The sequence below is a fragment of the Blautia sp. AF32-4BH genome (assembly GCF_003460565.1).
GTDB lineage: Bacteria > Bacillota > Clostridia > Lachnospirales > Lachnospiraceae > Fusicatenibacter > Fusicatenibacter saccharivorans.
Genome location: NZ_QTVL01000001.1, coordinates 502,177 through 515,298, shown reverse-complemented (window position 1 = coordinate 515,298; position 13,122 = coordinate 502,177). Strand labels below are relative to the sequence as shown.

The following is a 13,122-nucleotide window of genomic DNA, read 5'->3' as shown; positions in this document are numbered from 1 at the left end:
AAAATTTATTCATTTTCGCCTTCATGCTCAATCAAGTGAATACGGCGTTCGTGACGCTCTTCTCCGGAAAATGGAGTGTTCAGGAAGGTTTCTACGATTTTGATTGCAAGGCCAGGGCCTACAACACGTCCTCCCATCGCCAGTACGTTGGCATCGTTGTGCAGGCGGGTTGCCTCTGCGCAGAAGCAGTCGGTGCAGAGTGCTGCACGGATTCCTTCCATTTTGTTTGCCGTGATAGAAATGCCGATTCCGGTTCCGCAGATCAGGATTCCCTTATCACACGTTCCGTTTTGGATCGCATGGCCTACTTTTCTGGCGTAAACCGGATAATCAACTGCCTCGTTGCTGTAGCATCCGAAGTCCTGATATTCCAGTCCCTGTTTGTCCAGATATGCTTTTACCTCCTGCATCAGCTCATATCCGCCGTGGTCGCATCCTAAAGCTATCATTGTTCTTCCTCCTCTTTCAGCCGCGCAAGAACACCTTCAATCAGGAATTCCAGCGCTTCATAACATTTTCCGTATTCGGTAAGCGGTTCCCCGTAAAGGGCGGGGATGTCTCCTGCCAGCCGCAGAAATCCGGCGATCGTCTGCAGATGGGGCGCATCCGGGAAGTCCTCACGGATCTTTTCCCTCTGACTGTCCTCCATCACAAGAAGCAGCGTGTCGTCGTTGATGTCCTCCGCGGTAAGCGGTGTGGTGGTGTGGTCTTTGGCCGAAAGCCCGTTGCGCGCAAGCACTGCCTCTACCTTCTGGTTGACCGGCTGCGGAAACAGAACGACAAGCCCGCGGGAACCAATTTCCATCGGCCACGGAAGCTCTTTGCTCTGCAGAATCGCCTTCGCCATCGGTGCGCGCGCGGTATCGTCCGCGTCCACAAATAAAATCCTGCTGTAATGTTTCACTGTTATACCTCTGCTACTTTGTGGCCTGCGGCTTTTAACAGGCGGTTCATGATCGCCTGCCCCATACGCGGGGTGTCGAAAGCCTCGGAATAAATCACTTCCACGCCGTCCTCATCGAAGTCGCGCAGAATCGCAAACAGGTGATGCGCGATCGTCTCATCTTCGGCGCGCAGCCCGATGCTCTTGATATCTCCTGTGGTGTACTGCTCCCGTGTCTCATCGGTGCAGATTACGCCCACTTTCTTTCCTGCCTTTTCCTGTTCTGCGGCAAGGCGGTTGATTTCCGGAATCACCCGTTCCATCTCGCCCTGGATAATCGTAAGGTCTGCCTTCGGCGCATAATGTTTGTAGCGCATGCCCGGTGCCTTCGGACGCACATGGCTGTCCTCCGCAAGGATTCCCGGATCGACACGCACGGTTCCAAGCACTTTTTCCAGCATCTCTTTGTTGTAATAGCCCGGGCGGAGAATCGTCGGAATCTCCTCTGTAAAATCGACGATGGTGGATTCGAGGCCGATCTCGGCGTCTCCTCCGTCGATGATACAGTCAATTTTGTCCCCAAGGTCCTCGATCACATGCTCGGCTTTCGTCGGGCTCGGCCGGCCTGATGTATTGGCGCTCGGCGCAGCGATGAAGCCGCCTCCGGCTAAGATCAGTGCGTTTGCCACTTTGTTGCTCGGGTAGCGCACGGCTACGGAGGTAAGGCCTCCCGTCGTCTCGAGCGGAACGGCATTTGTTTTCTCAAAAATCATCGTCAGCGGTCCCGGCCAGCATGCGGCTGCCAGTTTGCGTGCACTCTCCGGCACGTTTGCCGCTACGGTTTCGAGGTCCTCCATTCTTCCGATGTGGACGATCAGCGGGTTGTCCGATGGACGGCCCTTTGCCGCATAAATTTTCTCGGAAGCTTTGGCATCCAGCGCATTTCCGCCAAGACCATATACGGTCTCGGTCGGGAATGCCGCCAGACCGCCGTTTTTCAGAATCTCTCCTGCTTTTTCGATCGCGCTCTGATCTATGTTATCTTCTGTCATCCTGGCAATCCATGCCCTCATATGTTTCTTCCTTCTTTCCATCTGTTCCAGCGCACAGTGTTTCCATCTGCGCACACTGTTTTGATTATACCATTTTCCGGCGCAGTTGAAAACCCTTGATTTAAAGAAGCTCTTTTAACTGAGCCGTGCGGTACGCCTCGATCAGTTCCTTTAATTCACGGATGCGCTGCCGGATCTGCCGTCCCTGATCCGTATCGCCGACTAACTGGCGCTTCATGTTGTACCGCACCGCCACCTGGCGGGAGACAATATCCTTCTCCTCCTGGATTGCTTTTTCCGTCGATTCAAACGGCTCGTGCGCGGTGAGGCTGAGGCCGTACGAGTTGTAAATCAGCGTGTAACCTGCGATGCCGGTTTCTTTGTGGTACGCCCTGCAGAAGCCGCCGTCGATGATCAGCACCTTGCCGCCGCATTTGACCGGGCTTTCACCGGCACTCTGGTGTACCGGGACGTGGCCGTTGATAATATGTACATTTTCACCGGCAAGCCCGAACTCCTGTAAGATCCGGTCCGCCGTCTCCTCTTTCTCGATCAGGCGGTAATACGCGTTTTTCACCTCGGTCCAGGTCTCTTTTTCTGCGAGGAAATACCGCTCAAATGTTGTCATCTTGTCGCGGCCGTACAGCGGGGAATTCGGCGCGGTCCACAGATACCACAGCGTATTGCGGCCCTGCTCCCGTTTTTTCGGATCGCGGCTTACAAATGCGCGGCGCACGTTGTGCTCGAGGATATCGTACAGTGCTTTTCCCTTGTATTTCTTTCCGTCGACCTGTACCTCTTTTAAGGTGCCGTCCTCATTCATCGGCATGCAGCCGTGGTACAGCAGATTTCCATTGTAGACGCGGTAGAGGCTTCCTTTTTTGAGCAGGAAATCGACGTGCGCCTGCAGTTTTTCGCTGTTTCGGAAGGCGAAGATCAGCTTATCGAGCACTTCTGCCTCTTTTTCTGTCAGCTCGTCCGGATGCGCCGGGTCGATCGTCGGAAAGCTCTTGTCGCGCAGAGCATACGTTTTCTCCCCCATCGTCACCGTTCCGTTCTGGTAATCGATCTTTTCCAGCAGACGGCGGTTTTCCATGCCGTACTCCGGGTTCTCACGGATCAGACGGTTCTCGAGCTTTAACTGCATTACGGTGATGGCCTTGTGCATGCGGCGCTCCAGCATCTGCTGGGAATTTCCGCTGTCCTCGCCGCCTTTTGCGGCAAAGCATTCGCACGGATCATCGCCGTACGTCTCGAGAGCAAAGGTGGCAAGCGGAAGCATATTGATGCCGTAGCCGTCCTCCAGCACATCGAGATTGCCGTAGTGGAGGCAGATGCGGATCGTGCTGGCCACGCACGCCGGCTGGCCGGTCGCAGCGCCCATCCAGAGCACATCGTGGTTGCCCCACTGGATATCGAGGGAATGGTAATTCATCAGGCAGTCCATGATTTTATACGGCTCCGGACCGCGGTCAAAGATGTCGCCGATGATGTGGAGATGATCAACAACGAGCCGCTGAATCAGCTCTGCCACGGCAATGATGAAGTTCTCGGCGCTTCCGATTTCGAGGATAGTCTGGATGATCGCCTCGTAGTATGCTTCTTTGTCGAGCACCTCCGGCTTTTCGGTGATCAGCTCCTCGATGATATAGCCATAATCCGCCGGCAGGGCTTTCCGCACTTTGGCACGGGTGTATTTGGAAGAAACGATTTTGCAGACGTCGATCAGGCGGTACAGCATGACCTTGTACCAGTCATCGATGTCCTCCTGCTGCTTTTTCTCCATCTCCAGGCGCTCTCTCGGGTAATAGATAAGGGTTGCAAGCGCACGTTTTTCCGAAATGCCGAGCGTGTGGCCGAAGACATCGTCAATCTTCTTTCGCACGGCACCGGAACCGTTGCGGAGTACATGAGAAAAGGCTTCGTATTCGCCATGAATATCCGAAAGGAAATGCTCCGTGCCTTTGGGAAGGTTGATAACGGACTGCAGATTGATGATTTCGGTCGCTGCTTTTTCGATGGTCGGGTACAATTCTGCGAGATATTCCAGATAATTTTTTTCGTTTTCCATGAGGACCTCCTGCCTGGGTTGTTTTTTCTTATTTTATAACGAACTCCCCTTCGACACAACCCTTTTTCTTCTTTCGATACATCGGGTGCGTCCCCTCGTGGAAAATATAATAGCTCACATAATCTGTGAGAAAAATTCCCACTGCCGAGAGCAGATACCAGATCCCGAAAAACCACGGGCAGATCAGCCCATCGCAGAAGGAAAACGGCAGCGCACTGTAGTCCCACATACGGTAATGCAGCACCTGCAGGGAAAACATTCCCGAATACAGTTCAATGGCCGTAATCAGGACGGCGGATACCATCATCTGAAACGCCAGCGGAAAGCGGCGCAGCCCGGCGTCTTCCAGCATTCCGATTCCTGCAAGGGACAGTCCTCCGGCAATACCCATCAGGCGGAAGCTGTAACCCCGGTAGGTGACTTCGATGGCAATATAAATGCAGTAGCCCAAAAGAAAAAACAGCAGATACTTCTTCGCTTTCATTCGTTTTTCTCCCATTCTAATTGAGAATCTTTTCTCTTATTCCCAGTATCTCTGTCTTTTCTCTTTTTATCCGCTTGCATTTTTTCTTTTCCATGTTACAATACTTTCATGTTTCGAAAGAAGTTTCGAATAGAAAGGACAGAAAAAAGAATGGCATTTAACCCACTGAAGTTAATGGAATTAAAAAATCTGAGAGACCGTTTCGCCCAAAACCACCCGAAGTTCGTAAAATTCATGGGCGATCTCGCATCCTCGCAGATCGAGGAGGGAACGATTCTCGAAGTCACGGTGAAAAAACCGGACGGCCGAACGATGGTTTCCAATATCAAGGTGACTGCTTCGGATCTTGAAATGCTGCAGGCAATCAAACAGATGTAACATATTTTTCGTGGCAAAAAGCCGCTTTCGACGAGCGGCAGGCTTTTGGACACACGATATTCCTCGAGATACTGCGTCACCGTCTTTCCCGTCATTTTCCGGAAGCGGCGGCAGCAGACCTCGCGGGACAGATGCACTTGCTCACCAAGCTTTTCGAGCGAAATCACGGATTCTTACCATTACTCCGATGCATTCCTGACGATCGAAGCGCCGTTCTACTTCCTGCTCGGCCTTCTCGCCGTCTACCGCACCTCGATTCAGAGTATGCAGAACGGACGCGCACCGTTTGCCGCATGCATGGTCGAGCTTGTGATGCGTCTTGCTGCTACCGTCTGGCTGTCACGCTTCTTAGGCTACACTGCCGTCTGCATCGCAAGCCCGCTTGCCTGGTTCGGTGCAATTGCACTGCTAATTCCAGTCTACTATCGGATGATGATGAAGCCTGTAAAAACAGTGTAATCAAAATTGGTCCACCGGATATTGATATGCCTGGCAACGCAAAACCCGGAATCCTTTCGCTCCTCTTCTGAGGTCTTGAAAAGATTCCGGGTTTTTTATTTTGCTGTTTTCTCTTCCCAGATTGTCTCCAGATTTTTTCCATCAATCCAGATACAGCGGTACACCCGCTTCATCTGCTCATCCAGTTCCGCTTCCCGGTCCGTCTTTACAATCACATGGCCGATCCGGTCAGTTCCATCTGCCATGGCAGAAACTTCATGCCCCTCCGGATAATCCAGGACAAGCTCCAGCCCTTCCTGACGCAGACGTTCGACCTGATCCCGGTCGATTTGTGTGATGGTTCCGCTTACCGGACTCAGCAGCAGTTTTGCCATGCACGGGCAGCTTTCCGTCTGCTGAAAATCCGTTTCTTCCCCGAGGGCGCTTTTGATCATCTGCTCATAAAAATCAAATCCGTAATACGTTGAAATCAGTTCCGGAATGCAGGTTGCTCCGGTTCTTCCGCCCATTTCAATGATCCAGACCTTCTCTCCGTCCACAAAGACATCCGCATTGACGGAGCACTGATCGGCACCGGATGCGGTGACGGCCAGCTGCATCTGGCGGGCAATTTCTTCCCGCAGTGCCCCGCTGCATCCATACGGAAATGCGTGGCCGACCGGAACGGTCGTGTGTGCACCGCGGTATACAAATTTCGTGTGCGGTGCCAGAAAGACCAGTTTGTGGTTCTGCACAAATCCATCCACGCCGATCTCCGTTCCGCGGAGGAATTTTTCAACCAGCACATAATCTCTTGCCGAACCGTTTCTCGCATTTTCATACGCTTCTTCGATCTGTCCGGAATGCTCCACCACGGTAATTCCGCGGCTTCCTGAACTGTCCACCCGTTTTACGACAACCGGGTATCCAAGCTGTTCTGCGGCTTTTTGTGCCTCCTCTGCACTTCTTACCCGCATCCCGTCTGCCGCGGAAACGCCGCCCTGCCGGAATGCGTCTTTCATCTTTGCCTTATCGGTCAGAATTTCCGCCGCCTCATACGGAATGCCGGACAGATGCATCTTTTCACAGACATAGCCGATTGTGCTGACGGCCACATCGGTTCCCGATGTACAGATTCCGTCGATCTGTTCTTTTTCCGCCGCCGCAAGAATCGCTTCTTTATCCCGCGTATTCAGTTCATAAATTTTATCTGCAAGTGCAAACCCCGGATAATCGCCGGGAATACTCACTACGATCGTGTAAAGACCCATTCTGCGTGCAGTCCGGATCAGCGGCACCTGGTAAATACCGGCACCTAAAATCATGATTTTTTTCACTTTTTTTCTTCCTCATCAGATACGTTAATGGTTTCCCGCACAATATACTGCGGCGTGCGGTTCAGAATCAGAATCATCTTTCCGAGGTATTCTCCGATGATGCCGAGCACCATCAGAATCAATCCGGAAAAAACAACGATGGCGCAGATCGTCGAAGACCAGCCAACCATCACGGTCGGATTGATGAGCTTTCGGATGGCAATCATGATGGCTGCCAGAAAACCGCCGGCTGCAGAAACTCCGCCGAGAACGGACGATATGCGAAGCGGAATTACAGAATAGTTCCAGTAGGCAAGCCACAATTTGATCAGTTTCTTTAACGTATAGTTGGAAGTTCCCACTGCACGTTTGAAATGCTCCACCTCTACATTTCCGATTTTGTGTGTCGTGCGGTAGAAAATGCCGTCAATATAGGGATTGAAGCTGTCGTATTTTACCACCTCGTCCTTGATCTGGCGGGTAATCATCCAGAAATTGCTGGAAACGATGTCTTTTGGCCGTCCGAGAAGAATCCGGGAGGAAACTTCGTTCAGTTTGCTGGTGACATTTTTCAGGAACGAATTTTTTCGTTTCGGATAGCAGCCGTAAACCAGATCGTATCCTTCTTCCATCTTGTGGATCAGTTTGCTGATCTGGGACGGATGTGTCTGCATGTCATCGTCCATGCCGAGAATAAAGTCTCCTTCGGTGTAGTGGAGTGCTGCCATCAGCGCATTGTGCTGACCGAAATTGCGCAGCAGGTTGATGCCCTTGACATTCTGATACTGCTCACCGAGCTTCTTGATCTCCCCATACGTATTGTCTTTCGGGGAACCGTCGTTCACCAGGACAAATTCGCAGTCATATCCGTCCATTTTCTTGAATTCTTCCATCACCATCTCTACAACTTTCCGGATCGTTGCCTCGGAATTGTAGCATGGGATGACTATTGAAATCAGTTTCATTTTTTTCCTCCATCGGTATCGTTCAGAATGCAGTCATAGAACAGCGGCGTGCCTCCGGTATGGATAAAAAGCACATCGCAGTCCTGTAACTGATGTTCTTCTATGTACTGCTTCATTCCCCAGAATGCCTTTCCGGTGTACGTCGGATCCAGCGGAAGGCCGTTCCGGCAGAACTCTTCCCGGATCACCTGTAAAATCCGCTCATCGTACTGGCCGTATCCGCCCTGGCGGTATCCCATTTCCAGATGAAGTTCACTCTCCCATCCTTCCGGCAGCACGAGATGATTCTTCGCAAAATAATCGGAAATGCCGCTCTCCATAATGCGGGTGGCGCGGTCGTACTCGCGGGATGAAATCGAAAGGCCGATGATCTGCTCCGTTCCCTGCTCGAGCAGTTTTCCGCTTACCAGGCCGCACTGGGTCGAGCCGGTTCCGGATGCCGCAAAGATATGAGAAAAAGAAATGTTCTGTTCTTTCTCCCACGCAAGAATCTCGCGGTAGCCGTCCACGTAGGCCTGTACCGGTGTGCCTTCATTGCCCGTTCCGAATTTATCCCCGAAAATATAATATGGGTGATATCCCTCTTCTGTCAAACGGTTCATCGTCTGCTCGACGGTCTGTGCAATCTCTGTTTTTCTGCACGGAATGACTTCGGCTCCGAGCCATTTCATCAGACGGCTGTTGTTGGTTTCGATCGGTTGTTCCTCGTTTTCTTCGGAAGAACAGATCATATAGCATGGAATTTTCTCGGCACAGCACAGATTGGCCAGCACGCGGCAGAGGTTGGATCTGCTGTTTCCGTAGATGATCATGCAGTCTTTGTTTTTCTCCTGCATATCCTGGAAAAAAGCACGTCCGATGCGGACTTTGTTTCCGCCTAAGGAAAACGGAAGAAGATCCTCCCGCTTGCAGTACAGGCGGACGCCTCTGTCGTTTGGAAATTCCAGTTTCTGAATTGGTGTCTGTATCATTGTTTCTCCTCTTTTATTCTTGTTTCAACTCACAGTCGGTATTTTCACGGAGTCTGACATGCCGAAAATAGTTCGACTGTGACTTGCCTCATGTCAGTGGAGGATACCGATTTTTCTCCGCCCGCCACTGCCGTTATGTTTCTTTTAATAATTCATCCCACCGCTTTAGAAGCTGGGGACTTCTTGTCTACTGGTGTTAAATTCCGGCATGTACCGGAAGCTTTTCCCTATTATAGACTATTTTTCTCTGCGTGGCAAGCCATGCCGGAAACAGGAAAAGTCCGCCGGTTTTTGTTTTCACATCTGCCGACGGGCTTTGGGGATTTTTTACGTATTCTGTTTTTTCGTCCGGGATCTGTTCAGGCTTCCTGCGGTGCGGCAAGATTGGCCACAATCTGCGCCACCTGGGCTATCTCCGGGATTTTTGTGTACTCGGCGCAGCTGTGTACCTGATTCATCGAGGTTGCGATGACAAGCCCTTCGATGCCGTGCTGTGCAAAGACGTTGTTGTCGCTGCCGCCGAAAGTTTTTTCGAATGCAGCGGTCAGGCCTTCTTCTGCAACGGCGCTCTCGTAATGCCTTGCGGCATCGCTTGTCAGCGGCGTCTCATACGCATGGATATTCAGTTTTTCTTCCCAGACCAGCTTCGCACCAATCTTCCCTGCTTCCTGCTGGAAGATTCTGTGATATGTTTCCAGAAGCTCCATGGCCGTCTCGTGGTTCAGGCTTCGAATTTCGCCTTCGATCACGCAGCTTTCCGAAACGATGTTGGTACCGGAGCCGCCGCCGATTTTTCCGATGTTGGCAGTGGTGCTTTCATCCACGTGGCCCTGCGGAAGCTGTGCGATTGCGCGGGCGGCCGCCTGGATGCTGTTGATGCCGTCCTCCGGGTGGAAACCGGCGTGGGCGGCTTTTCCCTGGATTTTCACCGCGAAGGAAACGAGTGTCGGTGCCGCGTAGGCGGCTGCACCGATCGCGCCGCTTAAATCCAGAACGTATGCTTCTTTTGCCTGCACCTGGCTGTAGTCGAAGGCATTTGCGCCTTTGCAGTACAGCTCCTCACCAGTCGAGATCAGAATTTCGATCGGGCGGTGCGGTGTTTTGGTCTCGATGAGGTGGCGGACAGCTTCATAGATGGCTGTCACACCGGCGAGGTCGTCGGCGCCAAGAACTGTCGTGCCGTCGCTCGTTACGGTTCCATCCTCATGGGAGACGGCTTTTTTTCCTTTTGCAGGCTCAACAGTGTCCATGTGGGCCGCAAAGAGAACCGGGGCTCCTGCAAGGCTGCCCGGAATGCGCGCGAACAGATTGCCCGCATTGGAGCCGGTCTGCTCCTGCGTATGATCTTCTGTAAGCGTAACCCCGATTTCGGCGAATTTTATTTTTAAGGTGTCCGCCATCTCGCGCTCCTCTAAGGACGGCGAATCGATAGATACCAGCTCCGCAAAAAAATCAGCAATTCTTTTCTCATCTATCATAATCTTTTCTCCTACTCTTTGGCTGTGTCCGCAATTTAAATAACATACTCAGGCTGCGCCATAATATGCATCTTGCTGAAGAACTCCCGTGTTCTCTGATTCTGCGGATGCTCGAATACTTCTTTCGGTGTTCCGTCTTCTACTACGTGTCCTTTATCAAGGAAGATCACACGGTTCGACACATGGCGGATAAAGTTCATCTCATGGGAAACCAGAAGCATTGTATATCCCTGTGCCGCAACTTTTTTAATAACATCCAGAACCTCTCCAACCAGCTCTGGGTCAAGGGCTGAGGTCGGCTCGTCCAGCAGCAGAATCTGCGGTTTCATGGCGAGGGCTCTTGCGAGCGCCACCCTCTGCTGCTGTCCGCCGGACATATGTTTCGGATAATGGTTTGCCCATTTCTCCATGCCGACCAGTTTCAGTTCTTCTAATGCAATGGCTCTGGCCTCGTCTTTTTTCATCTTCTTGACAACAATCAGGCCTTCCATCACATTTTCCAGTGCGGTTTTCTTCTCAAACAGATTGAACCGCTGGAACACCATTCCTGTGTTCTGTCTTAAATACAGAAGCTCTTTCGGTTTCCGCTCGGAAAGGCCGATCACCTTGTCCCCGATCGTCACCGTTCCCTTCTCCGGTGTCTCAAGGCGGTTGACGCAGCGCAGAAGCGTTGATTTTCCGGTTCCGGAAGGACCGATGATTCCCACAACATCGCCCTGTCTGATCTCGAGGCTGATGTCGTCGAGCACCACATTGTCGTTATATTTTTTTGATAAATGATCAATTTTTATCATTTTTCTTACCCTCCCCGTTTGCGGACGCCAGCTCTACCTGGTCCGGAATCCGGATTTTATTTTCAATTACGCGGATAATCTGCTCGATCACCAGCGTTACCAGCCAGTAAATGATGGCCAGTGAAACGTAAACTTCAAAGTAGCGATACGTTCTTCCTCCAATAATCTGGCCCTGTGCGGTAATCTCGACAACGGCGCAGGTAAAAGCAAGAGACGTTCCTTTGATGATACTGATAAAAGAGTTTCCAAGGGTCGGAAGCGCAACCTCAAAGGCCTCCGGCAGAATGATGCGGCGCAGTGTCTGCGGATACGTCATGCCGAGTGCATGTGCTGCTTCGATCTGGCCCGGGTCAACGGACTGCAGGGCCGAACGGATAATCTCAGCCATAAAGCCCGACTGGTTCAGTCCCAGAGCGATCATCGCATAGACGAAACCGGAAATATTGGCAACCGCCAGATTCGTTCCGAACTGCTGGTTGATTGCCTTGAACATCATGGGAATACCAAAGAACGCAACGTACAGCTGTACGATGACCGGCGTACCACGGAGCAGTGAAATCAGAAGATTCGTAATCTGCGTCAGTACTCTGATTTTTTTCATTTTGATGATCGCCATCACAAGTCCCAGTCCCAGTCCGATCAGCATAGAAACCACGGCCAGTTCCAGCGTGATCGGCAGCTTTGTCAGCAATTCTGGTATGGATGAAAATACCAGTGAAACGTCAAATAATTTTCCCATGATTTTTGTCCTCTCTTACACATATTTTTCTACCAGTACACAGGTAAAGCCAAGATTTTTCTTCGGCTTTTTCGGCTCTTCGTCTTTCTTCGGTGCATGGTGGTCGTATACCGACAGGTCAGCGTCCGGATTCAGTTTGTAGCCTAATTTCTCATAAAAGCCTGCGGCGCGGTCCTGGCTCGTGATGACGATGTGATCGACACCGTATTCTTTCAGCCATTTCTCAGCGGCTTCGATCAGCACGCTACCGTATCCGCTTTTCTGTTTTTCTCTGACAACACAGACACGCTCGATTTTTCCTGTCTTTTCCGCCGGAAATGCGATGCGGCAGCCGGCTACCGGCTTGTGATCTTCTGTCAGCAGAATCGCCTGCAGATCATCTTTGCTCTCGTCCTGTCCGAATTCCAGTTCAATCGGAATGTTCTGTCCCAAACAGAAAGCATCAGTTCTGACGTAATCATATGCTTTGTATTTCCACTCTTCGCTTCCCTTTTCTACCCGGTAAATTTCTGCCATGTTTTTCGCTCCTTTTAGAATCGGGAAACGGATGTTCTCGATCCGCTTCCCGTCTGTTTTGTAATCTCTTCTGTTTTTATTTCAAAAACGATATTCTAGTTTGGTGTCTCATCAAAGTATTTCTCGTCTGGGCTGGTGTCCACGCCGAGATACTCGGTTGTGATCTTGGAAAGAGTTCCGTCTTCTTTCATCTCTTTTAAGGCTTTGTCAACATCCTCGCGGAGTGCTGCGCCCTCTTCGTTCTTTCCAAACAGGAAGTAGGTATTGTTCTGCGGGAACAGGAAATCTTCGGTCTCCTCGTCGATCTCGTTTGCTTCCAGCTGACCTTCCAGTCCGAACTGCGGAAGCAGGTTGTCGATGATCGGTCCGTCGTCGATTGCCACATCAGCGGTTCCATCTACGATATGCTGGTAGCGGACCTGGAAGTTTGCATTGGAATATACGATATTGATCTGGTGATCCGGGTTGTCTGTATTCCATTTTTCCAGTGCATTTGCGGTAAGGCTTCCTGCACTCAGCTCAATTTTGTATCCGCGGTCTGCCAGATCGGTAAGAGAAGTCAGCGGCTCATCGCCGGTTCTCTGAATGTATTCGTTGAAGCTGGTTTTATATGGTAAAGAGAAGTAGTAGGATTCTGCTCTCTCATCGGTATATCCATAGTTGTTGACTGCGATGTCGTACTGACCGCTCAGCACACCCTGCAGTGCATCTGCCTGCTCAATTTTCAGTTCATACTGCGGAAGGCGGTTGAACACTTCTTTTACGATATCGATATCGACACCGGTCAGCTCGTTGTCATCATTTACGTAAAAGTACGGTGCCAGTGTGCCGCTTGTTACAGCTTTAATCACTTTTTTCTCACCGGAATCCGATGCGGAGCTGCCTTCTGCGGAAGATGATGCTGCGGAACCGCTGCTGCTTCCTGCATTTGCTAATGCATTGCTTCCGCATCCTGCAAAGCTTGCTGCCAAAAGGCCCGCCGCTGCCAATACTGCCCAGAATTTCTTTGTCTTTTTCATAATAAAATCCTCCTCATT

Annotated in this window: 15 protein-coding genes; 2 read left to right on the top strand and 13 right to left on the bottom strand. The window is 51.2% G+C overall.

Going from position 1 to position 13,122, the window contains the following annotated elements; translation table 11 throughout:
• Nucleotides 1–5: 5 nt before the first annotated feature.
• From rpiB to DWZ44_RS02390, 5 genes are all read right to left on the bottom strand, one after another.
• The gene (gene rpiB, locus DWZ44_RS02410; RefSeq protein WP_055218692.1) at nucleotides 6–449 is read right to left on the bottom strand and encodes a ribose 5-phosphate isomerase B; all 444 of its coding nucleotides are present in this window, start codon (nucleotides 447–449) and stop codon (nucleotides 6–8) included.
• Nucleotides 446–904: an arsenate reductase/protein-tyrosine-phosphatase family protein gene (locus DWZ44_RS02405; protein ID WP_055218690.1), complete on the bottom strand. Its 459-nt coding sequence runs from the start codon at nucleotides 902–904 to the stop codon at nucleotides 446–448. Before DWZ44_RS02405 ends, rpiB begins: the two co-directional genes overlap by 4 nt.
• A 2-nt stretch (nucleotides 905–906) precedes the next feature.
• Nucleotides 907–1,956: an L-threonylcarbamoyladenylate synthase gene (locus DWZ44_RS02400; protein ID WP_022462093.1), complete on the bottom strand. Its 1,050-nt coding sequence runs from the start codon at nucleotides 1,954–1,956 to the stop codon at nucleotides 907–909.
• A 100-nt stretch (nucleotides 1,957–2,056) separates the two neighbouring features.
• Entirely contained in the window at nucleotides 2,057–4,006 is a 1,950-nt protein-coding gene (locus DWZ44_RS02395; protein WP_117801465.1) for a fructose-1,6-bisphosphatase, read from the bottom strand.
• Nucleotides 4,007–4,034: 28 nt separating this feature from the next.
• Nucleotides 4,035–4,490, bottom strand: a complete 456-nt coding sequence (locus tag DWZ44_RS02390; RefSeq protein ID WP_158565816.1) for a putative ABC transporter permease — start codon at nucleotides 4,488–4,490, stop codon at nucleotides 4,035–4,037.
• 150 nt (nucleotides 4,491–4,640) lie between these two features.
• Here DWZ44_RS02390 and DWZ44_RS02385 point away from each other — a divergent pair, with 150 nt between their 5' ends.
• On the top strand, nucleotides 4,641–4,868 hold the full coding sequence (locus DWZ44_RS02385; protein ID WP_117801467.1) for a hypothetical protein: 228 nt from the start codon (nucleotides 4,641–4,643) through the stop codon (nucleotides 4,866–4,868).
• 45 nt (nucleotides 4,869–4,913) lie between these two features.
• Complete coding sequence (locus tag DWZ44_RS02380; protein ID WP_243001836.1) at nucleotides 4,914–5,327, top strand: hypothetical protein; 414 nt, start codon at nucleotides 4,914–4,916, stop codon at nucleotides 5,325–5,327.
• A 95-nt stretch (nucleotides 5,328–5,422) separates the two neighbouring features.
• Here DWZ44_RS02380 and DWZ44_RS02375 read toward each other — a convergent pair whose 3' ends face one another.
• The 8 genes from DWZ44_RS02375 to DWZ44_RS02335 all read right to left on the bottom strand — a co-directional run bounded on the left by DWZ44_RS02375 (nucleotide 5,423) and on the right by DWZ44_RS02335 (nucleotide 13,104).
• Nucleotides 5,423–6,643 carry an ATP-binding protein gene (locus tag DWZ44_RS02375; RefSeq protein WP_117509475.1) on the bottom strand — a complete coding sequence of 407 codons (1,221 nt, stop codon included), beginning with the start codon at nucleotides 6,641–6,643 and terminating at the stop codon, nucleotides 5,423–5,425.
• Nucleotides 6,640–7,587 carry a glycosyltransferase family 2 protein gene (locus tag DWZ44_RS02370; protein WP_117509476.1) on the bottom strand — a complete coding sequence of 316 codons (948 nt, stop codon included), beginning with the start codon at nucleotides 7,585–7,587 and terminating at the stop codon, nucleotides 6,640–6,642. The genes DWZ44_RS02375 and DWZ44_RS02370 overlap by 4 nt, the downstream gene beginning before the upstream one ends.
• Nucleotides 7,584–8,558: a 1-aminocyclopropane-1-carboxylate deaminase/D-cysteine desulfhydrase gene (locus DWZ44_RS02365; RefSeq protein ID WP_117761088.1), complete on the bottom strand. Its 975-nt coding sequence runs from the start codon at nucleotides 8,556–8,558 to the stop codon at nucleotides 7,584–7,586. The genes DWZ44_RS02370 and DWZ44_RS02365 overlap by 4 nt, the downstream gene beginning before the upstream one ends.
• A 359-nt stretch (nucleotides 8,559–8,917) precedes the next feature.
• Nucleotides 8,918–10,036: a M20/M25/M40 family metallo-hydrolase gene (locus DWZ44_RS02355; RefSeq protein ID WP_243001837.1), complete on the bottom strand. Its 1,119-nt coding sequence runs from the start codon at nucleotides 10,034–10,036 to the stop codon at nucleotides 8,918–8,920.
• Between the two features lie 35 nt (nucleotides 10,037–10,071).
• Nucleotides 10,072–10,830, bottom strand: a complete 759-nt coding sequence (locus tag DWZ44_RS02350; RefSeq protein ID WP_117801468.1) for an amino acid ABC transporter ATP-binding protein — start codon at nucleotides 10,828–10,830, stop codon at nucleotides 10,072–10,074.
• The gene (locus DWZ44_RS02345) at nucleotides 10,817–11,569 is read right to left on the bottom strand and encodes an amino acid ABC transporter permease (RefSeq protein WP_022462083.1); all 753 of its coding nucleotides are present in this window, start codon (nucleotides 11,567–11,569) and stop codon (nucleotides 10,817–10,819) included. Before DWZ44_RS02345 ends, DWZ44_RS02350 begins: the two co-directional genes overlap by 14 nt.
• A gap of 15 nt (nucleotides 11,570–11,584) precedes the next feature.
• Nucleotides 11,585–12,085 carry a GNAT family N-acetyltransferase gene (locus DWZ44_RS02340; protein WP_117801469.1) on the bottom strand — a complete coding sequence of 167 codons (501 nt, stop codon included), beginning with the start codon at nucleotides 12,083–12,085 and terminating at the stop codon, nucleotides 11,585–11,587.
• Nucleotides 12,086–12,180: 95 nt separating this feature from the next.
• Nucleotides 12,181–13,104 (bottom strand): transporter substrate-binding domain-containing protein, encoded by a 924-nt coding sequence (locus DWZ44_RS02335; RefSeq protein ID WP_117801470.1) that lies wholly within the window; start codon nucleotides 13,102–13,104, stop codon nucleotides 12,181–12,183.
• Nucleotides 13,105–13,122 lie beyond the last annotated feature (18 nt).

What these genes read in the sequence shown, in the direction of transcription:
- DWZ44_RS02355 (WP_243001837.1), bottom strand. Translation starts at nt 10,036, where the DNA reads ATGATAGATGAGAAAAGAATTGCTGATTTTTTTGCGGAGCTGGTATCT.
- DWZ44_RS02385 (WP_117801467.1), top strand. Translation starts at nt 4,641, where the DNA reads ATGGCATTTAACCCACTGAAGTTAATGGAATTAAAAAATCTGAGAGAC.
- DWZ44_RS02390 (WP_158565816.1), bottom strand. Translation starts at nt 4,490, where the DNA reads ATGAAAGCGAAGAAGTATCTGCTGTTTTTTCTTTTGGGCTACTGCATT.
- DWZ44_RS02350 (WP_117801468.1), bottom strand. Translation starts at nt 10,830, where the DNA reads ATGATAAAAATTGATCATTTATCAAAAAAATATAACGACAATGTGGTG.
- DWZ44_RS02400 (WP_022462093.1), bottom strand. Translation starts at nt 1,956, where the DNA reads ATGAGGGCATGGATTGCCAGGATGACAGAAGATAACATAGATCAGAGC.
- DWZ44_RS02395 (WP_117801465.1), bottom strand. Translation starts at nt 4,006, where the DNA reads ATGGAAAACGAAAAAAATTATCTGGAATATCTCGCAGAATTGTACCCG.
- DWZ44_RS02370 (WP_117509476.1), bottom strand. Translation starts at nt 7,587, where the DNA reads ATGAAACTGATTTCAATAGTCATCCCATGCTACAATTCCGAGGCAACG.
- rpiB (WP_055218692.1), bottom strand. Translation starts at nt 449, where the DNA reads ATGATAGCTTTAGGATGCGACCACGGCGGATATGAGCTGATGCAGGAG.
- DWZ44_RS02365 (WP_117761088.1), bottom strand. Translation starts at nt 8,558, where the DNA reads ATGATACAGACACCAATTCAGAAACTGGAATTTCCAAACGACAGAGGC.
- DWZ44_RS02335 (WP_117801470.1), bottom strand. Translation starts at nt 13,104, where the DNA reads ATGAAAAAGACAAAGAAATTCTGGGCAGTATTGGCAGCGGCGGGCCTT.
- DWZ44_RS02340 (WP_117801469.1), bottom strand. Translation starts at nt 12,085, where the DNA reads ATGGCAGAAATTTACCGGGTAGAAAAGGGAAGCGAAGAGTGGAAATAC.
- DWZ44_RS02345 (WP_022462083.1), bottom strand. Translation starts at nt 11,569, where the DNA reads ATGGGAAAATTATTTGACGTTTCACTGGTATTTTCATCCATACCAGAA.